The organism is Paraflavisolibacter caeni (genome assembly GCF_025628885.1).
Lineage (GTDB): Bacteria > Bacteroidota > Bacteroidia > Chitinophagales > Chitinophagaceae > Flavisolibacter > Flavisolibacter caeni.
Genome location: NZ_JAOTIF010000027.1, coordinates 45,620 through 65,311 on the forward strand (window position 1 = coordinate 45,620; position 19,692 = coordinate 65,311).

Here is a 19,692-nt window from a genome sequence, read left to right on the forward strand (position 1 = left end):
ATAGTGCAACGGAACAATGGCATCACTTTAACAAGCAGTATCAATCTATAACCATTAGTCATGAATGCAGAAATCATTATTTCCTTACTGACCCTTATTGCTTTGGAGGTTGTATTGGGCATTGATAATATTATCTTTATTTCCATACTTGCTTCCCGCTTACCCCAAAATCAGCAGAGAAAAGCAAGGCGGCTGGGTATCTTGTTGGCCATGTTCCTGAGGCTGGGGTTATTGTCACTTATTTCTCTGATTATCAAATTAGAATCGGATCTATTTTCAGGTTTAGGTGTTGGCATTTCAGGAAGAGACCTGATTCTGATCCTTGGAGGCTTGTTCTTATTATATAAGAGTTCCAAAGAGATCTATCATAAAATGGAGGGAGAGGAAGGCGACCAAACCAAGGCAATACATGCAGACTCTTTTGGAAGTGTGCTTGTACAAATCCTGATCATGGATATGGTATTTTCCATTGACTCTATTATCACTGCTGTTGGACTGGTGGACCAGGTGTGGGTGATGTACGTGGCGGTGATTGTTACTGTAGGTATTATGCTTTTTGCATCGGAGCCTGTAAGCAATTTTGTTAATGAGCATCCTGCCTTTAAAATGCTGGCGTTAAGCTTTTTGTTGCTGATCGGTTGTGCTCTGGTAGGAGAAGGACTTGATTTCCACATTCCGAAGGGATACATTTACTTCTCGATGGCGTTCGCCTTCTTTGTAAACCTTATCCAGATGAGGATGAACAGGAAAAAGACGGTCCCTGTTCATGTGCACGAGCATTATACGGAAGAGGAAGCTAAAGTGAACAAGGATATGATCTAAGAAAACTGAGATCGTCAATCAAAGAAAAGCCGTCTACTTTGAATGAGGTAGGCGGCTTTTCTTTGCGATCTTATTCCACAACCCTGAAGCCACCAATACAATAGCAATGAATATTAGGGAAGCCCAAATCGGAATTTTAAACACTTCAGACAGAACCATTTTGAGGCCGATGAATACAAGAATGATGGCCAGCCCATAGCGCAGATAGGGGAAGCGCCTGATGACGCCTTCCAAAGCAAAGTAGAGGGAACGTAAACCAAGAATGGCGAAGACATTGGATGTGTACACTATAAAAGGGTCTTCAGTAATGGCGAAGATGGCGGGGATGGAATCCACAGCAAAGATGATATCGCTGAATTCTATGGAAAGGAGACAGAGAAAAAGCGGTGTGGCCAGGTTCTTACCATCAACAGTTACAAAGAAATCGTGGCCGTGGAGCTCAGTAGTTGCCTTACCTTTTTTGGTGAACCAGCGCACCAGGGGGTTGTCTTCCGGATGTATCTTTTCGATTGGCTCTTTAAACATTTTGTAACCAGTATATATTAAGAAGACGCCGAAGATGTAAATAATCCAGTGGAACTTAGTAATGAGAAAGGTGCCTGCTGCAATGAAGATGCCCCGCATAATGAGCGCTCCAATCACTCCCCAGAACAATACGCGGTGTTGGTATTTGGCAGGGATTTTAAAGAATGAGAACAGCAGAACAAACACAAAGATGTTGTCAACACTTAGTGATTTTTCTATCAGATAGCCGGTGAGATATTCCAGGGCCGGCTGTTGGCCCATGCTGTAATAGATCCATCCATTGAAGATCAGGGCCAGAGTGATCCAGACACCTGACCAGGCCAGGGCTTCTTTGAAGGTTACAGGTTTATCTTTTTTGTGGAAAACCCCTAAATCCAGTGCCAGCATCAGCAGCACAAAAGCATTGAAGAGAATCCAAGGTAAGATGCCGTTCATTACAATTGGTTTACGAGCAATAATCTTCTAAAAACAGTTTAGCATTTATTGCAATTGCTGTACCTGAAAGCAACCGGGACCATTAAAATCATGCTTGTTTATCCAGATTATTCTATAAACATGCACTCGTTAACGGGGGATAAAATTTAATTACAAAGAAAAAAGTGCCTAATTATTCCAGACTTTATAATATTGTATCCCTATTTTCAATGCTTCAAGGGGAATATAGCTGATTAACAGCGCTAATACCCTTGATTAAAAATTAATACGTTCACTGTAAAATTTATTCCTATGTCTTCCGGTCCTGTTGAAGTGAAGGATGAAGTGTTTAAAGAGGAAATTCAAAAAGCTTCAGACTTCAAGTTTGGCGAAAAGGTGGTTAAGGTGTTTGATGATATGGTCAACCGCTCTGTCCCCTTTTATGAAGAAATGCAAAGAATGATTGGCGAAATCGCTGCCGACCATGCCCTCAAAGGCACCAATATTTATGACCTGGGGTGTTCTACCGGCACCACCATGATCAATATGAATGAGCATATAGACCCCTCTATTCAATTTATTGGTATTGATGACTCCAAGGAAATGCTGACCAAATGCCGCAGCAAGCTCAAGGAAGTGGGCTTTACCCGTCCATTTAAATTAGAGGAAGCAGACCTCAACCAGAAGGTGCACATAGAAAATGCTTCGGTGGTGGTGCTCTGCCTGACCCTACAGTTTGTAAGACCCATTTACCGGGAGAAGCTCCTGAAAAGGATTGTAGAGGGGCTGCAACCCGGGGGCATCCTGATATTGGTGGAAAAGATACTGGCAGAGGAAAACTCTTACAACAGGGACTTTATTAAGTATTATTATGACATGAAGCGCAGGCATTCATATAGCGAAATGGAAATTTCCCAAAAAAGGGAAGCCCTGGAAAACATCCTAATCCCCTATAAGCTTTCGGAAAACATCCTGATGCTCAAAGAAGCAGGGTTTGGGCATTGCGAGGTATTTTTTAAGTGGTACAATTTCTCTGGTATTATTGCAGAAAAAAAATAAGATTTAATGATTAAGATTGGTAATTTCTTTTTTAGGTACCGAAACCTGCTGTTTATTGTACTGTATTTAGCCCTGTTTATTCCCTCTCCTGCGATCTTTTCCCCTGAAGTATTTGGGGAACAGTATTACCTGTGGCCCATTATTATAGGTTTGTTGGTCACTGTTTCCGGGCAGTTGATCCGGGGGGTTACCATAGGCCTTGCCTATATCATTCGTGGGGGAAAGCAAGGAAAGGTGTATGCGGAAGACCTGGTCACGCAGGGCATTTTCAATCATTGCCGTAACCCTTTGTATGTAGGCAACATTTTGATGCTTGTCGGGGTAGGCATTCTTTCCAACTCTCTGATCTACCTGCTGGTTTTCATTCCCTTCTTCCTGTTTGTATACCAGGCGATCGTGCTGGCGGAGGAAAACTTCCTACGGGGTAAGTTTGGGCAGCAGTTTGAAGCGTACTGCCAGCGGGTGAACCGCTGGGTACCCAATCTCAGGGGTATTGGTGCGACATTTCAGGGAATGCATTTCAGGTGGAGGCGGTGGATACTCAAAGAATACAATACTCAATATGTGTGGCTGAGTGGGATTACCCTCATTTTATTACTGAAATATGATGAGCTCACAGGCTACGATACTTCTTTGCGGAATACATTACTGGTAGTGATCCTGTCCTTGCTTTTACTTATGTATCTTTTTGTGCGGTATTTGAAGAAGTCAGGCAAGATGAAAGAGTGACGTCTGAACCAGGATTGGAAGGAAGAAGATGGGCAATGTGTCGACACATTGCCCATCTTCTTTTGTGTCGATTGATTTGTTTCTGAGAAAATAAGAGAGGGAAGTGTATTTTATTTGTATAAATATGCCAATTTCGCGGCCGGAATGCGAAACCGTGTTGGACATTTTATACTTTTATCCCGTGCTGAACGGGTGAAAAGGCTTTAACTCAGAGGCGCATTGCTTGTTTTAGTCGAAGCAAACCAGCAGGAACAACTAAAACGATTGCTATTTGATTTTATTAGATCAACCATATATAAACAAAGTGTTTTATGTCTTACCCTTTTCAGATTAAAACTTATGAAGAGTACCAAAGGGCTTATAAAAGAAGTGTAGATGACCCGGAAGGCTTCTGGGCTGATGTGGCCAGTTCTTTTTCCTGGCGCAAACGTTGGAATAAAGTGCTGGACTGGAATTTTAAAGAGCCTCATGTAGAATGGTTCTCTGGCAGTAAGCTGAATATTACTGAAAACTGCCTCGATCGTCACCTGCTGAATTTAGGAAACAAACCCGCTATTATCTGGGAACCTAATGATCCAGAAGAACATCACCGTGTTTTAACTTACAGGAATCTTTACGACAAGGTGTGCCAGTTCTCCCATGTGTTGAAAAACAATGGTGTGAAGAAGGGTGACCGTGTATGCATTTATATGGGCATGATCCCTGAGCTTGCCATTGCCGTTTTGGCCTGTGCCCGCATTGGTGCTATCCACTCCGTGATCTTTGGCGGCTTCTCTGCACAAAGCATTGCAGACCGTCTTCAGGATGCCAAGGCTGAATACATTGTGACCTGCGACGGTGCTTTCCGTGGCGCGAAGGATATTCCGCTGAAGAATGTGATTGACGATGCCCTGATTGCCTGCCCGTTTGTGAAGAGGGTGATCGTGTGTACGCGCACCCGCACTCCAGTAAGTATGATCAAAGGCCGTGATGTATGGTGGGAAGATGAAATTAAAAAAGTGGAAACGCTGGGACTGAACCATTTCGAGGCTGAAGAAATGGATGCGGAAGATGAGTTGTTTATCCTGTACACTTCAGGATCTACCGGCAAGCCTAAGGGTGTTGTGCATACCTGCGGTGGCTATATGGTATTTACTGCTTACTCTTTTGTGAATGTATTCCAATATACCCCAGGGGATGTTCATTTCTGTACTGCGGATATTGGCTGGATCACTGGTCATAGCTATATTCTTTACGGACCGTTGGCCTCAGGGGCGACTACCCTGATGTTTGAGGGTGTTCCAACCTGGCCTGATGCCGGACGTTTATGGCAAATTGTAGATAAATACAAGGTTAATGTATTATATACTGCTCCGACAGCCATCCGTTCTCTTATGGGCTTTGGACTGGAACCATTTGAAGGCACCGATCTTTCTTCTTTAAAAGTTCTGGGAACTGTAGGTGAGCCCATTAACGAAGAGGCATGGCACTGGTACGATGAGCATGTGGGCAAGAAGAGATGTCCTATTGTGGATACCTGGTGGCAGACTGAAACAGGAGGAATCCTGATTTCGAATATGGCGGGTGTTACGCCAGCCAAACCAGCCCATGCGACGTTGCCGTTGCCGGGAGTGCAGCCGATACTGGTGGATGAAAATGGTGTAGAGGTTACAGGCAATCCTGCCGCTGGCAACCTTTGCATCAAAGCTCCATGGCCATCTATTATTAGGACTACTTATGGCGATCATGAACGTTGCAGGCAGACTTATTTTTCAACTTACGAGAACCTGTACTTTACAGGCGATGGCGCCCTTAGGGATGCAGATGGCAACTACCGCATTACAGGGCGTGTAGATGATGTGTTGAACGTGAGCGGTCACCGCATAGGCACAGCCGAAGTGGAGAATGCGATCAATATGCACGCGGGCGTGGTGGAAAGTGCTGTAGTGGGTTACCCGCATGACATCAAGGGACAAGGCATTTATGCTTATGTGATTTGCCAGGATATGCACACAGATGAATCGCATATGAGGTTGGATATTTTGCAAACGGTTTCCCGGATCATTGGTCCTATTGCGAAGCCGGATAAGATACAGTTTGTGAGCGGATTACCAAAGACGAGGAGCGGTAAGATCATGAGGAGGATATTGAGGAAGATTGCGGAAGGTGAGAAGAATAATTTGGGTGATACGACGACGTTGTTAGATCCGAGTGTGGTGGAAGAGATTGCGGAAGGAAAACTCTAAGGAATTACGAATGATTCGAATGACGAATAGGCATAGGTGGAAGAGGCCTTGGCTTATTCGTCATTCTTTTATTTGAATTATTTGGAAATCATATGGTTTTTCATTTTTTGATGGTTACGGGGGTACCGATGTTGATATAGCTGTATAATTCTTCTACATCACTCCGTTTGAGAGCGATGCAGCCGTTGGTCCAGTTCTTATAACGGTCTACAACAAAGTCTTCGTGAGGCCAGGTGCCGTGAATGCCGACGCCGGCCCCGGGAGAGGCATAAGCGGGAATTTCGCCTCTTCGTTTTCTTTCTTCGAATTTAGCCAAGCTTTCTCTTGTTGGATAGTCGAGGGCCAGGAAGCGGCTCCACTTATTGTGGTAGCGTTTAGCTGCGATCCTAAAACTTCCTTCTGGTGTGCAGCGGTCGCCTTCCATTTTTTTATCGGCCAAGGAACTGTTGCCGAAGACTACGGGATATGTAGCGTACCAGCCCTTCGCATCAAATACCTGCAGTTCGTAGTCTGACTTATCAATCACAATTCGTACAGGAGCGATTGGCAGGGATGAAGGTCTTTTTGCCTTCGTGACTTTGTATGTTGTGAAATTTTTGCTGCTCTTTTTTTCTGAAGATGGGGTAAATAAATAGCTGCCTCCAATAAGAAGCACGGACAAAAACAAGGCGGTTTTCATTTTGGTAATCAGGTTTAGCGGTTAGAATGAACTAACGTACTAAAGTTTGATTTTATTTTGCCTGATCACGAAATCTTAACAAAAAGGAAAAGTTGAAGGCTGCTTCCTGGCAGGTAATATTATATAATTACATACCAGGAAGGAGCCTTCGAAAGTCTAAATAAACAAGAATCAAAAATAGCTAAACCTTAGTCCTACTGTATATGGAGTTTGGTCCAGGCCTTTGTCCCACATGTTCTGTGTGGCATAGGAGCCATATAACCGTACTACACCCAGGTTTATTTCGCCGATGTAAGAAATCTTCCAATCGCGCAGGTTGAAGTCGTCATGAATTTTGTTCTTTTCGTCATCGTATTTGATCTTATGACGGGATGAATACAGGTATCCGGCACTTACACCTGCGCTAAAGCCAAAACTTTGCTTGCTGTTGGGTGTAAAGTTGAAGTTGAGCATCATTGGAATGGTAACATAGTCAGCCGCCAGCTTGCTTTTCTTAATCCCTTTCAACGATTCATCCAAAATAATCTTGGTCGGATCTTCCAAGAAACGAACGGTCTTATTATCAAAGTGGTAGTTGTTCAATTCCAGGCCCAGTCCGTATTTCAGGTATACCACTTTTTTAATGAGGTTCAGGCGTTGCATAAAGAACCAGAGGTTGACATTCACAGATTTTCCTGTGCGGGCCTTAAGGTCATCTTCAGTCACGCCCTCCTGAACAAAGTCACTGGCTGCAGCGGCCTCATAGTTGCTTTTATCGTTGTAGTTGGCAAAACCAATGTCCAATACACCCCAATTGGTGTTTGACCTGAAAGGTCCTTTTTTCCAGTTTGAGATTTTGATTTCTTCATTTTTCCATACGTCGCTCTTATCTCCTTTACGGATAATGACCATCCCACCAACTCTTATTGTATCTTCTCTTTCAATTTTCGTGGAGTCGGTTTGGACATTCGTAGAGTCAGTCTGGGCAAAGGAAGTTATAACAATTCCGGTTGCAAGGGCCGCAAGTAAAATTCTTTTCATCTTTTGTCGTGTTAGATATTGTGAATGGTGAATTGTCAATCGTCAATGGCGAATAGTTATCTGTTGCTGATTATCGGTAATGAGCAGCTGGCCATTACTTCATCATTTCAAACTGATCGCAACTGTGCCGATTACTAGTTCTTCATCATCGTTTGTCACATTAATATTTGCGCGGCGTTCCACGTAACGGGTTGCTTTTCGTAGTAAGCCTTTCAATGATGATTTACTTTTTTCTGTTTCATCCGCAACAGCCGGTACCGCGTTTACTGTTGCATCTGTATTGTTGTACGTATAGAGTGGTTTAGAAGTTACAGGATCTTTGGTTAAAGGTTTGCTAACGGGGTCTTCCGCCTTTTCCGGCATCAGTACAGGAGCATCGATTGACCGCTGGTGATACGTGTTTACCGCTATAATATCCTCCTTTTCAACATTCGCTGGTTTTACAGGTGCGTTGATGTTTTTTGCTTCCTTTTCAATTCTCTTTGTCATGGCAACTACAGAAATCTTCTCTTTACCAGTTTTGACAGGTATGCCATCAGTTTCAGAAGGAGTTGCTTGTCTGTTGTTTTTTTCCATCACAATTTCATCAACTGGTTGAGTGGTCATTTGTTGACCAGCTCCTGTATTATTTACAGATGGCATAGACTGAGGCCTAGATGGACTGTTTGCCATTTCCCCGGGTTGTTGTTTCTGATAGGTCATAATCAACGTGCCCATACCAACAACCAGTAACACAACAGCAGCGATGCGCCACCAGAGTACGGGTATCTTTCTTTCTTCGCGACGGTATAATTCTTCCTTGAACGGACATACAACTTTTTTGCTGGCATCACTTTTAGTTTTCAGCAAAAGCTCGTACTGCAATCGGTAAGCAGTGTCTTTTTCCAGGGTCTCTTCTATTTGTTTTTTCTCCTTTCCGTTCAATTCATTGTCCACATAAAGCAGGAGGGCTTCTTCTGACTCTTTAGCTTGCATGCTGCCGGAAAGAAGAGTCTCTTTTTCATTAACAGGGAGCCACTCCAGTGGGAGCTTTGTCTGCATCAATATTTCCAATTCCTGTTGCAGGTCAGGGTTGAGCAGCAGGAACTGGTCAATAGCTGTTTTTTCTTCTGCAGTCAGCTCATCGTCTACATACAGCAACAAATACTCTTCGTAATTGCTACGCGTAATGACAGGATTATTATGGTATGGATTAGATGACATTTTCTACTTTTACAATATACTCTTTTAATTGAATTCGCGCACGATGCAGGTAAACTTTTACCTGACTTGGATTCAGACCTGTGATCTGCCCGATTTCTTCATAACTATAGCCCTCATAATCTTTCAACATTACTAGTGAGCGTTGTGTTTCATTCAATCTTGCCAATGCCTCTTCCAATATTTTCTTAGCGTTGTTCACCTGTTTGTAGATGACCTGCACCTCAGCTGCAAATTCATCTTTCAGATAGACTCTTTTCACCTTTCTCAGGTGGTCGATCATCTGGTTGTAAGCTACGGTGAACAAATAAGACTTGCTTTTTGCACCATCTATGTCAGCCCGGTTTATCCACAGTTTTTCAAAAGCGGTTTGTACCACGTCACGCGCATCTTCCTCGTGGCGCAGGTTTTTCACAATAAACCGATAAACATTATCGGAGTATTGCGAAACGCAGTCGTTATATTCTTTTTCCGTCATAAACAGGGTTGATGCAAAGTTTGCAAGGTTAAGAATTCACTTTTTTACAAGTTAAATGCGCCTTGCAAAGTTCTGTCTTTTAATGTTGTACGATCCATCAAATAAAAAGTTACAGGGTATTTGAAAAAAGTTTATGGATTCATGGGGTGAGGTTGGACACAGGTAGATGAGTCTCCTGGAATTCTTCAAGCAGTTTGCTGCATGGTGTATAGCGGCTTTGATGCTTGCTTAAATGATTTAACAGGATCATAATATGGTTCAGCCCGATCTTCTGAGCCCACTCGAAGGGGCCGTAAGGATAGTTGGTGCCCAATTTCATGGCGGTATCTATTTCCTCCTTGGTGCTGACACATTCAGATAGTGCGAAAAACGCTTCATTGATGATCATGCTAATGATCCTCGGCGTAATGAACCCGGGAACATCCGGCACCCATTCTATTTTTTTATTAAATACTTTAAAGACCTCTTGTGCCAGTATTTTCTTTTCATTGTCCAGGGTGGCGGCTTCTATTAAATCGGAGGACAAAAAGGTGGGCCAGGCATTGATACGGATAAAGGAAGAACGAATCTCGGGCAGTGTTGAAGTAACACTATTTACTATTATTAACCGTTCAGACATTTCCTCTAAAAGCCGGATTTGTTCAGGGGCGTTTTCAAATTGCAGGTCCATGAAGGCATCAGCGGGAGGAAGGTTTTGCTCCTTATTATTTTTTATATAGATCACTTCAACTTCCGGTAATACGCCTTTGATTGTCAATTCTTCTTTCTGCGCATCAGTGCAGGAGACGATGATCTTCATGGTGAATGGTGAATGTATATTAAAGATAGGAAAGGTATTGAGAATGACGAATGGGCGGAACAGAAGATATTGGGGTAAGGTTGGGTATAATGTGCATTGACCTTTTCAACATAATTCCTGAAATTCGCTGAATCATGGAAAAGAAAATAATCAATACTCCCCAGGCACCAGCTCCTATTGGACCGTACAACCAGGCTATATTAGTGAACAATACTCTTTACATTTCCGGGCAGATCTGCATTGATCCAGCAAACGGCAATTTGAAAAATAAAGATGTACAGGATGAAACACACCAGGTTATGCACAACCTAAAAGCTATTTTATACGATGCAGGTATGACCTTCAGCAATGTAGTGAAGACTACTATTTTCATTACAGATATGGGAAAGTTCAGTGACATCAACGAAGTGTATGGTAAATACTTTGAAGGTAATTTTCCGGCACGTGAGACGGTCCAAGTATCAGCATTGCCTAAAGCGGTGAATGTTGAGATCAGTATGATTGCGGTGGGGTGAGGTCTTCTGTATCAGACAGGAGGATGGTTGCTTCTTTCTCTCCTAATGCTTCTACCCCTTTTAATTTTCTCTGGATGGCCCTGGTACGTACGCCAGCAACATCGTCTAACTGATTCAAGCCGGTTTGGATATTTTGCTGGGCTTTTTGCAAGAGTCCTCCAAAGTTTTCGAATTCTTTTTTTACGGCGCCCAATATTGTCCACACCTCGCTGCTGCGTTTTTGGATAGCGAGGGTGCGGAAGCCCATTTGCAGACTGTGCAAGTAAGCCCATAGCGTGGTTGGTCCGGCAATGAGGACATTGCACTGGCGCTGTACATCTTCGAGCAGGGAAGCTTTGCGCACCACTTCTGCATAGATACCTTCAAAAGGCAGGAACATGATACCGAAGCCAGTTGTGTTGGGCGGGTCGATGTATTTATCGCAAATATCTTTGGCCATTTTTTTAATGGCGGCTTCCAGGTTTTTCTGCGCCCAGTCTACGGCCGCTACATCACCGCTGTCGTAAGCATTTTGCAGGTGCTCATAAGCATCCCTAGGGAACTTAGCATCAATAGGAATCCATACGAACTTGCGGTCACCATCCGGATTAGGAAACTTAATAGCGAACTCCACAGTATCGGAGCTGCCAGATTTTGTGCGTACGTTTTCTTCATACTGGTCAGGTGCCATAATATTTTCCAGGAGCATTTGGAGTTGCACCTCTCCAAAGCCGCCTCTCATCTTTACATTCCCCAATACTCTTTTCAGTCCGCCGACATCCTGAGCCAGGGTTTGCATTTCGCCTAAGCCTTTTTGCACCTTTTCCAACTGGTCGTTCACCATGGTGAATGAATGACCCAGCCTCTCGTTGAGCGTCTTTTGCAGCTTTTCATCTACGGTCTCCCGCATTTTTTCCAGTTTTTCTTCGGTTTTCCGGACCAGTTCAGTTTGTCTTATTTCCAGTTGTGCAAACTTTTCCCTCTGTAGTTGGTTCATGGCATCTACATTCCGGTCGAAGGTTTCACGGAAGTCTTTGAACGATGTTTCAAGAGTTTTATTCACCTGTTCCAGGGCTTGCCTGTTTTGCTGGGTGATGGTACGGAGGGTTTCGGTTAAAGTAGCTTGAAAGTAGCGGAGGGTTTCATTTAATTCCGCACGGTTTTCTTTAGCCAAGGATGCGGCTTCCTCGCGGTTGATCTTAAAATCTTCCCGAAGATTAGCAGTCAACTTATCCTGGCGGACGAACATGTCGTCCAGCTTGTGCGAAAGAACAAAAAGGTTGTTATTGGGCCGGGGACGGAAAATAATGACCAATAATATGGTTAAGGCGTTCAAAACACAGATCGCGATCAACAACATACGTAAAACATTAAGAATGATTGGGAGACTGGTAGTTTGCTAACATAAAGAAAAAACAAAAGATTGAAATATTAAGATATTAGGATATTGAGCTATCAGGAGGTAGGGTAAGTTGGATATACGGTTAACTTTATGAGATGAAGATCATCAACCGGACAGTGCTCATCTTATCGCTGGTGAGCATGTTTGCTGATATTGCCAGCGAGATGCTGTACCCAGTGGTGCCGGTTTATTTGAAGGAAATCGGCTTCTCTGTTTTCCTAATTGGTATACTGGAAGGCATAGCCGAATTTACGGCGGGATTGAGTAAGGGCTACTTTGGTAAGCGGAGCGATGAGCGGGGGTTACGGCTTCCTTTTATCAAAAACGGCTATTTTTTCAGTGCTGTTTCTAAACCAATGATGGCGATGTCCTCTTTTCCTATCTGGATCTTTTTAGCCCGTACCATCGACCGATTAGGGAAAGGTCTCCGCACAGCTGCCCGCGATGCAATGTTGTCGGACAATGCCACACCAGAAACAAAGGCCAGGGTGTTTGGCTTTCACAGGGGGATGGATACATTAGGTGCATTTATAGGACCGGTGATTGCACTTAGTTTTCTGCATTTCTTTCCCCTGCAATATAAGCCGCTATTCTACTGGGCCTTTTTGCCAGGGTTGATTTCTGTTTCATTGATCTTTTTACTGAAAGAGATTCCCAAGCCAGCCTCCTCATTGAAAAGGGGTAATTTCTTCTCTTTTTTTAAATATTGGAAAATTGCAGGGCCTGAATATAAAAAACTGGTTGTGGGCTTATTGCTGTTTGCACTTTTCAACAGTTCGGATGTTTTCCTGCTCTTGAAGACCAAAGAAGTAACAGGGAGCGACACCACAACCATTCTTGCTTATATATTTTACAACCTGGTGTATGCCATTGCAGCTTATCCAATAGGTATCCTTGCCGACAAATTGGGTATGAAAAAAATCTTTCTATCGGGGTTGCTGTTGTTCGCTGTTGTTTACTTTTTGTTTGGACAAGGACATTCATCATTTTTTTTGTTTATTGCTTTTTTCCTTTATGCTCTTTATGCTGCAGCTACAGAAGGTATTGGCAAAGCCTGGATCACTAACTTATCGCACGGCACCAACACCGCTACAGCTATTGGGTTTTACACCTCCTGTCAAAGTATTTGCAGTTTGCTGGCGAGTTCTATAGCGGGCTTGTTATGGAGCTTATTTGGCAGTACAGCAGTTTTTCTTATCACGTCAGTAATTACAGTTTGTATAGTGGGTTATTTTATTTTAATACCCCGAACTCCTAAAGGTTTCACTTAGTTCCGAATAAACGCATCAGCTTTTAACCAGTTTGGCATGGAAATGGGATATAATCAGCAGAATATTTTGGACGTACGTTATGAGGAAAAAGTTCTTTTTAGCAATTTTGATTTTAGCGGTTGGCACAGCACAGGCGCAACGAACGACAAACAGTACTAGCTATAAGACAGCACTGGGCGTTAAAGTATGGGATGGAGCTGGTATCTCTTTAAAGCATTTTTTTAATAAGAATGCCGGAGAGTTGATAGGCTACTTTTACAGACATGGTTTCAGGCTTACTGGTTTGTACGAAGTTCATGGACCAATTACTGGTGCTCCAGGACTGAAATGGTATATAGGACCTGGCATGCATGTTGGATTCTATGATGGTTATTATCATCACGGGAACAGATATTATTACCACGACCACGATGCAGTAGTTGGTATTGATGGAGTGCTTGGGTTGGATTACAAGTTTCGTGGCGCACCTATCAACGTTTCGCTTGACTGGCAACCGTCTTTTGAGTTCGCTGATGGACATGGATTTAGCGGTAGTTGGGGCGGACTTGGAATCCGGTACACTTTTTAAAGCTGACGTATGATGAACACCAAAGGGCAATGAAATCAGTTTCATTGCCCTTTTTATATTATTAACTTTCTTGCTAAAATTTTTTATCTTTTAGCATGGCTGCAACCAAAACTTACTGGTGGACCCAGGCTCCATTTATGAGGCTGGTCATTTCATTGGTTATTGGAATTGTTGTTCAATGGTATTTTCAGGTATCCTTTGAAGCACTACTGTATGCTGGGTTGTTTCTTACTGTTGTAGTATTGTCTTATTCTTTTCTTCCTCTTACTCAGAAATTCCGATTTGCAACGTTGAATGGTCTTTGCTTTAGTCTTCTGGTGGGCGTTCTTGGGGCCTTTCTTACCAGGAATGAAGATATCAGGAATGAATCATTATGGTATGGACATCAGTTAGATGGAAATACAGTACTTGTGGTTTCGCTTGAGGAGCCGCTGGTTGAAAAACCGGCAACTTATAAATCAACCGGACTTGTACAGTATATAAAGAATAAGCGTGGGCAGCTTCAACAGGCGGAGGGTAAGGTGCTCCTTTATTTTAAAAAAGATGTAGCACAAAAGCTTTCCTATGGTTCCATGGTTGCCATTTATAAGCCATTACAGGATGTAAGAAATAGTGGTAACCCGGGCACATTTGACTACCGGCGCTATTGTTTGTTTCAAGGCATCACGCACCAGGTGTATTTGACTGCGCAAGATTTCACGATCCTAGAGAGCAGGAATGAAAATGTTTTACAGGTGTTCCTTATCCGAAGCCGTTTATTCTTTATAGACATTATCAAGAAGTATATCGTTGGAGCCAAAGAAGCAGGATTGGCTGAAGCGCTTTTGATTGGTTACAAAGAAGACCTGGATAAGATCCTTGTACAGGCTTATTCCAATACAGGAGTGGTGCATGTGATTGCGATTTCAGGATTGCATCTTGGATTGATCTATTTACTGTTACTTGGACTAACAAAACCACTTCAACGTTTTAAGGTCCTGAAGTTCATTCGTTTTCTAGTTATCGTCAGCATGTTGTGGCTGTTTACTTTACTTGCAGGAGCACAACCTTCAGTTCTGCGTTCGGCTGTAATGTTTAGCTGTATTGCGTTGGGGGAAGTAATAGCCAGACGGGCATCTATTTATAATACCTTAGCGCTTTCGGCTTTTTTACTGCTGTGCGTTAACCCCTTCTGGCTTTGGGATGTTGGTTTCCAGCTTTCATATGCGGCGGTGCTAAGTATCGTTATTTTCTTTCAACCAATATATAACTGGTTCCACTTTTCAAATAAACTTGTTGAATGGGTTTGGAAAATGGTTGCAGTAACGCTTTCTGCGCAGATTCTCACCTCGCCCATTTCTCTTTTCCACTTTCACCAATTCCCTGTTCTGTTTATCTTAACCAACTTAGTTGCTGTACCCTTGTCCAGTGCCATATTAATAGGCGAACTGGCTTTGTGCGCATTGGCTTTTGTCTCGCCGGTCGCTGCTGTACTTGGTACGGCATTAACCTACTGCATCCGGTTTATGAATGACTATATAGAAGGTTATGATGGGGTTTCCTTTACTGTTTGGAATGGGATCTCTATTTCCATTTTGCAAACTATTCTGCTGTTCCTGTTTATTGCCTGTGTTGGCTATTGGTTGCTAGAACAAAGAAACCGGGCACTGCTTTTTGGATTGGTTTGTCTAGTAGCGCTATTCCTGCTCCGGACACTTTCTTTTATAGAGGCGGGTCATCAACGGAAGGTGATCGTATATAATACACCGCGATACCAAGCAATTGATTTTATTGAAGGAAGGAACTTCTATTATGCAGGAGACGCTGTCTTGTTGGAGGATGAGCTCCTTTACAACTTTCATTTAAAACCTTCACGGGTTTTGAACCGAGTAAAAACGGTTAAAGAAATACCACAGTCACAAAAAGGTTTTGACTTCAATGGTAAAAAGATCGCAATTATTGACAACAGTTTTTTCATTCAACAAGGCCAACCGAAATCAGAAGTGGATGTTATTGTGTTGTCGAGAAATCCACAAATATATATAAAAGACATTTGTAAAGGGCTTAGTGTAAAGCAAATAGTAATCGATGGTTCGGTGCCGGCCTGGAAAGCGAAGCTTTGGAAAAGAGATTGCGATTCCCTGCACCTGCCCTGTTACGATGTAGCTGAAAAAGGCGCCTTTGTGATGAACCTGCGGTAGATTACCTTTGCCCGCTTTGAGGGGTTTTAAATCACAAATTCATTTATGAATAAGAAAATCAATTCTGCGCTTATATCTGTTTTTTACAAGGACGGACTGGAGCCTGTTGTACGACAATTGAAACAACAAGGGGCGACTATTTATTCAACGGGTGGCACCCAGCAGTTCATTGAAAAGCTGGGCATCGATGTGGTTCCGGTAGAGAATCTGACTACTTATCCTTCTATTTTGGGAGGAAGGGTAAAGACCTTGCACCCAGCTGTTTTTGGCGGGATCCTCGGTCGTCGGGCCAATGAAACAGATCTGCAGGAAATGAAGCAATATAATATCCCTGAAATGGATCTAGTGATTGTTGACTTGTATCCTTTCCAGGAGACTGTAGCACAAACCAATGAAGAGAAGGCTATTATTGAAAAGATCGATATTGGCGGACCTTCAATGATCCGTGCGGCGGCTAAAAATTTCAGTGATGTAACGGTACTTGCTTCTAAAGATGACTACAGCAAACTGGTTGAGCTGTTGCAACAACAAAACGGGGAAGTTACTTTGGAACAACGCCGTGCTTTTGCAGCCAAAGCTTTCAGTATTGTTGCTGATTATGATATTGCTATCAATAATTACTTCAACCCAGATGCGCCCTTGACTGTTTTTGGCAACGGCCAGCAAACGGTGCTGCGATACGGCGAGAACCCTCACCAAAAAGCAATTTTCTTTGGTAACCTTAATGAGTGCTTTGATCAGCTGCATGGAAAAGAAATCTCCTATAATAACCTAGTGGATATTGATGCAGCGATTGAATTGATCAAGGAATTCCCCCAGCCCCTAAAGGGAAGCTCCGGCGCACAAGACAGTGGTGAGGTAGTTTTTGGAATCATTAAGCATACTAATGTTTGTGGAATTGCCAGCAGGCCAACTGTAGCCGAGGCCTGGAAGGATGCATTAGCAGGGGACCCGGAAAGTGCTTTTGGAGGTGTTTTGGTGTGCAATGCAGAGGTTGACCTGGCTACTGCTGAAGCCATCAATGAAATCTTCTTTGAAGTATTGATCGCACCTTCTTTCAGCGCAGATGCTTTTGAAAAGCTGAAAACCAAGAAAAACAGGATTCTGTTGCAATTAAAGAACACGAACACTACTCCTAATATTTATAAGAATGCTGTGAATGGCACCTTACAACAAGGAAAAGACGTTGGCAATTTCGAAAAGTGGGAAGAAGTTGGCGGCCGTCCAAGTACGGAAGCTGAGAAAAATGACCTAGTTTTTGCCAACCTGGTATGTAAACACTTGAAATCCAATGCTATTTCCTTGGTAAAAAACAAGCAATTGGTTGGAAAGGGCTGCGGACAGACCAGCCGTATTGATGCGCTGCGTCATGCAGTAGAAAAGGCAAAGCAGTTCAACTTTGATCTGAATGGCGCTGTAATGGCATCGGATGCTTTCTTTCCTTTCAATGACTGTGTGCAATTAGGCCATGAAGCTGGAATTACAGCATTCATTCAGCCTGGTGGCTCTATCAGAGATAAAGACAGCATTGAATACTGCAAGGAAGCCAATCTAGCCCTGGTAATGACAGGAATGAGGCATTTCAGACACTAAGATTTGAAGTTTATCGTTTTTAGTTTGCGGTTTTCGAGAATGGCTGAAACTAAAAACGATAAACATTTGCTAAAGCAGAGCTTGTAGGGCTTAATCGCAAAAATTGGTATTGTTTTTACTTTGTCCATTCCGATTATTTCCAGCAACTTTGCACAACCTTCAAAAATTTTCTCTAAATCCATAGAGCAGCATGGGACTTTTTAATTGGTTTACACAGGAGATTGCGATAGATCTTGGTACAGCGAATACCTTAATTATACATAATGACGAGGTTGTTGTGAACGAACCGTCTATTGTTGCGCTCAACCGCAACAATCCTAAGGAGGTTCTGGCAGTAGGCAGAAGAGCCTTGATGATGCATGAAAAAACGCACGAAAGCATTCGCACCGTGCGGCCTTTGAAAGATGGTGTAATTGCTGATTTTAACGCGGCTGAATTGATGATCCGCGAATTAATCAAGCTGGTTTACCCCAAAAAACCTTTATTCCCGCCAAGCTGGCGCATGATGATCTGTATTCCTTCTTCGATTACGGAGGTGGAAAAGAGAGCGGTTCGCGACAGTGCCGAGCAAGCAGGCGCTAAAGAGGTTTACCTTATACATGAGCCAATGGCAGCGGCGCTGGGTATTGGCATTGACGTAGAAGAGCCTGTAGGTAATATGATCATTGATATTGGTGGAGGTACTACCGGTATTACAGTGATTGCCCTGGCGGGTATTGTTTGTGATCAGTCGATCAGGATTGCGGGTGATGAGTTTACAGCTGATATTATGGAAGCGCTTCGCCGTTATCATAGCTTATTGATTGGTGAACGTACCGCCGAACAAATCAAGATTCAAATTGGCGCAGCGATGAAAGACCTGGAAAATCCACCAGATGACATCCCTGTAAACGGCCGTGACCTGGTGACAGGTATTCCCAAACAGATTTATGTGAGCTACCAGGAAATTGCCGAAGCATTGGATAAAAGCATCTTCAAAATTGAAGAGGCCATTTTGAAAGCTTTGGAGCAAACACCTCCGGAATTGGCTGCGGATATTTACCGTCGTGGACTCTATTTAACCGGTGGCGGCGCCTTATTAAAAGGCCTAGACAGACGTTTAAGTCAAAAGATCAAATTACCAGTTCACGTAGCTGACGATCCGCTGAAGAGTGTTGTACGTGGCACAGGACTGGCGCTTAAAAACTACGAACGCTATCCTTTTGTAATGAGATAGATAGTGTGAGTTTGAAGTTTGGAGTAGGAAGTTTATTTAAACACTAAACTCCCTACTCCAAACTTTAAATTCCTAATTCCCAAAGTTTCCATGCGTAACATTTTTCTTTTCATACAACGCTACTTTGTGCTGCTGTGTTTTCTTGTGTTGCAGGCTGTAGCATTGTATATGCTTTTTCAATTCAACCGTTACCATAAGGCTGCATTTTCCGGAGTTGCCCAAGAACTAACCGGCAAGTTCAATAAACAGGTGGACAAAGTGGATGACTATTTTCACCTGCGTGAGGAAAACAGAAGGGTGCACCAGATGAATGATTCGCTTATCAACCTGCTCAAGAGCAACTTTTCCTCTACAGATACTTCAATTAAGCTGGTAACCGATTCGTTAAAGATTAATGATTCTACAAAAAGTATACGCCGCTACTTTTGGCGTCCGGCCAAAGTGGTTTATGGAACTACAGGTTTTGAAAAAAACTATATTCAACTAAACAGTGGCTCTAAGCAGGGAGTAGCAGATAACATGGCTGTTTTGAGTTCAAACGGCACACTTGTGGGCCTAGTGGTGAATGTCAGTCCGAACTTTAGCGAGGTAATGACCTTGTTGCATATTCAGAGCCAGGTACAGGCATCGTTGAAGAACTCTAATGTGTTTGGCAAGCTTGATTGGGATGCCAAAGACCCTCGTTTTGTATTTTTGAAAGGAATTTCCAGAGATGTGGAGGTCAAGAAAGGAGATTCAGTTCTTACCAGTATTTATTCTTACAATTACCCTCCAGGATTTTTAATTGGAACTATCGCCAGCATCAGCACAGATAAAGCCTCCGGTTTTTATCTGCTGAAGGTTAAAACAGCGACTGACTTTTCGGCTTTGCAACAGGTGTTTGTAGTAGAAAATCTCCAGCGCAGTGAGCAGGTGAAATTGGATGAAGACACGAAGAAGAAGATGGATCAGCAGAAAAAATGAGTTGAATGGCGAGTGATTCGAATGACGAATCTGGAAGGGAGGGGGATTGACAGAT

18 protein-coding genes are annotated in these 19,692 nt (G+C 43.0%); 11 read left to right on the forward strand and 7 right to left on the reverse strand.

The window, feature by feature from the left end:
- The first annotated feature begins 60 nt into the window (after positions 1–60).
- On the forward strand, positions 61–822 hold the full coding sequence (locus tag OCK74_RS23195) for a TerC family protein (protein WP_279299486.1): 762 nt from the start codon (positions 61–63) through the stop codon (positions 820–822).
- Between the two features lie 33 nt (positions 823–855).
- Here OCK74_RS23195 and OCK74_RS23200 read toward each other — a convergent pair whose 3' ends face one another.
- A complete protein-coding gene (locus OCK74_RS23200) occupies positions 856–1,782 on the reverse strand; it encodes a TerC family protein (RefSeq protein WP_279299487.1) in 927 nt (308 codons plus the stop codon).
- A 291-nt stretch (positions 1,783–2,073) separates the two neighbouring features.
- Between OCK74_RS23200 and cmoA the strand changes: the two genes are divergently transcribed.
- From cmoA to acs, 3 genes are all read left to right on the forward strand, one after another.
- Positions 2,074–2,820: a carboxy-S-adenosyl-L-methionine synthase CmoA gene (cmoA, locus tag OCK74_RS23205; RefSeq protein ID WP_279299488.1), complete on the forward strand. Its 747-nt coding sequence runs from the start codon at positions 2,074–2,076 to the stop codon at positions 2,818–2,820.
- 6 nt (positions 2,821–2,826) lie between these two features.
- Positions 2,827–3,549 (forward strand): methyltransferase family protein, encoded by a 723-nt coding sequence (locus OCK74_RS23210; RefSeq protein ID WP_279299489.1) that lies wholly within the window; start codon positions 2,827–2,829, stop codon positions 3,547–3,549.
- Between the two features lie 311 nt (positions 3,550–3,860).
- The gene (acs, locus tag OCK74_RS23215; RefSeq protein ID WP_279299490.1) at positions 3,861–5,774 is read left to right on the forward strand and encodes an acetate--CoA ligase; all 1,914 of its coding nucleotides are present in this window, start codon (positions 3,861–3,863) and stop codon (positions 5,772–5,774) included.
- Between the two features lie 100 nt (positions 5,775–5,874).
- Here acs and OCK74_RS23220 read toward each other — a convergent pair whose 3' ends face one another.
- From OCK74_RS23220 to OCK74_RS23240, 5 genes are all read right to left on the reverse strand, one after another.
- Positions 5,875–6,453 carry a L,D-transpeptidase family protein gene (locus tag OCK74_RS23220; RefSeq protein ID WP_279299491.1) on the reverse strand — a complete coding sequence of 193 codons (579 nt, stop codon included), beginning with the start codon at positions 6,451–6,453 and terminating at the stop codon, positions 5,875–5,877.
- 171 nt (positions 6,454–6,624) lie between these two features.
- The gene (locus tag OCK74_RS23225; RefSeq protein WP_279299492.1) at positions 6,625–7,473 is read right to left on the reverse strand and encodes an outer membrane beta-barrel protein; all 849 of its coding nucleotides are present in this window, start codon (positions 7,471–7,473) and stop codon (positions 6,625–6,627) included.
- A gap of 102 nt (positions 7,474–7,575) precedes the next feature.
- Entirely contained in the window at positions 7,576–8,676 is a 1,101-nt protein-coding gene (locus tag OCK74_RS23230; protein ID WP_279299493.1) for an anti-sigma factor family protein, read from the reverse strand.
- The gene (locus OCK74_RS23235) at positions 8,666–9,151 is read right to left on the reverse strand and encodes an RNA polymerase sigma factor (protein ID WP_279299494.1); all 486 of its coding nucleotides are present in this window, start codon (positions 9,149–9,151) and stop codon (positions 8,666–8,668) included. The genes OCK74_RS23230 and OCK74_RS23235 overlap by 11 nt, the downstream gene beginning before the upstream one ends.
- A 139-nt stretch (positions 9,152–9,290) precedes the next feature.
- A complete protein-coding gene (locus tag OCK74_RS23240; RefSeq protein WP_279299495.1) occupies positions 9,291–9,950 on the reverse strand; it encodes a 3-hydroxyacyl-CoA dehydrogenase family protein in 660 nt (219 codons plus the stop codon).
- 134 nt (positions 9,951–10,084) lie between these two features.
- On the opposite strand from OCK74_RS23240, the gene OCK74_RS23245 reads away from it, so the two are divergent.
- Positions 10,085–10,465, forward strand: a complete 381-nt coding sequence (locus OCK74_RS23245) for a RidA family protein (RefSeq protein ID WP_279299496.1) — start codon at positions 10,085–10,087, stop codon at positions 10,463–10,465.
- Here OCK74_RS23245 and OCK74_RS23250 read toward each other — a convergent pair.
- Positions 10,443–11,804, reverse strand: coding sequence for a DNA recombination protein RmuC (locus OCK74_RS23250; protein WP_279299497.1), 1,362 nt, complete (start codon positions 11,802–11,804; stop codon positions 10,443–10,445). The genes OCK74_RS23245 and OCK74_RS23250 overlap by 23 nt on opposite strands.
- 137 nt (positions 11,805–11,941) lie before the next feature.
- On the opposite strand from OCK74_RS23250, the gene OCK74_RS23255 reads away from it, so the two are divergent.
- The 6 genes from OCK74_RS23255 to mreC all read left to right on the forward strand — a co-directional run bounded on the left by OCK74_RS23255 (position 11,942) and on the right by mreC (position 19,637).
- Positions 11,942–13,117, forward strand: coding sequence for an MFS transporter (locus tag OCK74_RS23255; protein ID WP_279299498.1), 1,176 nt, complete (start codon positions 11,942–11,944; stop codon positions 13,115–13,117).
- A gap of 79 nt (positions 13,118–13,196) precedes the next feature.
- Positions 13,197–13,685, forward strand: coding sequence for a hypothetical protein (locus OCK74_RS23260; RefSeq protein ID WP_279299499.1), 489 nt, complete (start codon positions 13,197–13,199; stop codon positions 13,683–13,685).
- Positions 13,686–13,780: 95 nt separating this feature from the next.
- A complete protein-coding gene (locus OCK74_RS23265; RefSeq protein WP_279299500.1) occupies positions 13,781–15,865 on the forward strand; it encodes a ComEC/Rec2 family competence protein in 2,085 nt (694 codons plus the stop codon).
- 45 nt (positions 15,866–15,910) lie between these two features.
- Positions 15,911–17,458, forward strand: coding sequence for a bifunctional phosphoribosylaminoimidazolecarboxamide formyltransferase/IMP cyclohydrolase (gene purH / locus OCK74_RS23270; RefSeq protein ID WP_279299501.1), 1,548 nt, complete (start codon positions 15,911–15,913; stop codon positions 17,456–17,458).
- 190 nt (positions 17,459–17,648) lie between these two features.
- Positions 17,649–18,674 (forward strand): rod shape-determining protein, encoded by a 1,026-nt coding sequence (locus OCK74_RS23275; protein WP_279299502.1) that lies wholly within the window; start codon positions 17,649–17,651, stop codon positions 18,672–18,674.
- Positions 18,675–18,764: 90 nt separating this feature from the next.
- Entirely contained in the window at positions 18,765–19,637 is an 873-nt protein-coding gene (gene mreC / locus OCK74_RS23280) for a rod shape-determining protein MreC (protein ID WP_279299503.1), read from the forward strand.
- Positions 19,638–19,692 lie beyond the last annotated feature (55 nt).

Bases quoted from the DNA above. Each gene is read 5' to 3' on its own strand.
- OCK74_RS23195 (WP_279299486.1), top strand. From the start codon at position 61: ATGAATGCAGAAATCATTATTTCCTTACTGACCCTTATTGCTTTGGAG.
- OCK74_RS23200 (WP_279299487.1), bottom strand. From the start codon at position 1,782: ATGAACGGCATCTTACCTTGGATTCTCTTCAATGCTTTTGTGCTGCTG.
- cmoA (WP_279299488.1), top strand. From the start codon at position 2,074: ATGTCTTCCGGTCCTGTTGAAGTGAAGGATGAAGTGTTTAAAGAGGAA.
- OCK74_RS23210 (WP_279299489.1), top strand. From the start codon at position 2,827: ATGATTAAGATTGGTAATTTCTTTTTTAGGTACCGAAACCTGCTGTTT.
- acs (WP_279299490.1), top strand. From the start codon at position 3,861: ATGTCTTACCCTTTTCAGATTAAAACTTATGAAGAGTACCAAAGGGCT.
- OCK74_RS23220 (WP_279299491.1), bottom strand. From the start codon at position 6,453: ATGAAAACCGCCTTGTTTTTGTCCGTGCTTCTTATTGGAGGCAGCTAT.
- OCK74_RS23225 (WP_279299492.1), bottom strand. From the start codon at position 7,473: ATGAAAAGAATTTTACTTGCGGCCCTTGCAACCGGAATTGTTATAACT.
- OCK74_RS23230 (WP_279299493.1), bottom strand. From the start codon at position 8,676: ATGTCATCTAATCCATACCATAATAATCCTGTCATTACGCGTAGCAAT.
- OCK74_RS23235 (WP_279299494.1), bottom strand. From the start codon at position 9,151: ATGACGGAAAAAGAATATAACGACTGCGTTTCGCAATACTCCGATAAT.
- OCK74_RS23240 (WP_279299495.1), bottom strand. From the start codon at position 9,950: ATGAAGATCATCGTCTCCTGCACTGATGCGCAGAAAGAAGAATTGACA.
- OCK74_RS23245 (WP_279299496.1), top strand. From the start codon at position 10,085: ATGGAAAAGAAAATAATCAATACTCCCCAGGCACCAGCTCCTATTGGA.
- OCK74_RS23250 (WP_279299497.1), bottom strand. From the start codon at position 11,804: ATGTTGTTGATCGCGATCTGTGTTTTGAACGCCTTAACCATATTATTG.
- OCK74_RS23255 (WP_279299498.1), top strand. From the start codon at position 11,942: ATGAAGATCATCAACCGGACAGTGCTCATCTTATCGCTGGTGAGCATG.
- OCK74_RS23260 (WP_279299499.1), top strand. From the start codon at position 13,197: ATGAGGAAAAAGTTCTTTTTAGCAATTTTGATTTTAGCGGTTGGCACA.
- OCK74_RS23265 (WP_279299500.1), top strand. From the start codon at position 13,781: ATGGCTGCAACCAAAACTTACTGGTGGACCCAGGCTCCATTTATGAGG.
- purH (WP_279299501.1), top strand. From the start codon at position 15,911: ATGAATAAGAAAATCAATTCTGCGCTTATATCTGTTTTTTACAAGGAC.
- OCK74_RS23275 (WP_279299502.1), top strand. From the start codon at position 17,649: ATGGGACTTTTTAATTGGTTTACACAGGAGATTGCGATAGATCTTGGT.
- mreC (WP_279299503.1), top strand. From the start codon at position 18,765: ATGCGTAACATTTTTCTTTTCATACAACGCTACTTTGTGCTGCTGTGT.